Here is a 439-nt window from a genome sequence, read left to right on the forward strand (position 1 = left end):
CCAGGGCCACGATGTCGCCCATGCCCAGCACGCGGCCGGCATGGCGCTCGGCGTCGAACACCTCCAGGCCGTCGATCTTCTCGGACACGCCCGCGAACTTGATCGGCGCGCCCGTCACCTGCCGCACCGACAGCGCCGCGCCGCCGCGCGAATCGCCGTCGAGCTTGGTGAGCACGATTCCGGTGAGCGGCAGCGCCTCCTTGAAAGCCTTGGCGGTGTTCACCGCATCCTGGCCCTGCATGGCATCGACCACGAACAGCGTCTCGACCGGGTTCAGGGCCGCGTGCAGCTCCTTGATCTCGTTCATGAGCGCCTCGTCGATCGCGAGGCGGCCGGCCGTGTCGACCAGCAGCACGTCGAAATAATGGCGGCGGGCGTGGTCGATCGCGGCGCGCGCGATGTCCAGCGGCTTCTGGTCCGGCGTGCTGGGGAACCACTC

Annotated in this window: 1 pseudogene; it reads right to left on the reverse strand. The window is 69.2% G+C overall.

Annotated elements, in window-relative coordinates:
* Positions 1–439: pseudogene (locus tag GVL50_RS28525) on the reverse strand (signal recognition particle protein); the annotation flags it as partial.

Source organism: Pseudomonas sp. 18058 (assembly GCF_902706155.1).
Lineage (GTDB): Bacteria > Pseudomonadota > Gammaproteobacteria > Pseudomonadales > Pseudomonadaceae > Aquipseudomonas > Aquipseudomonas rustica.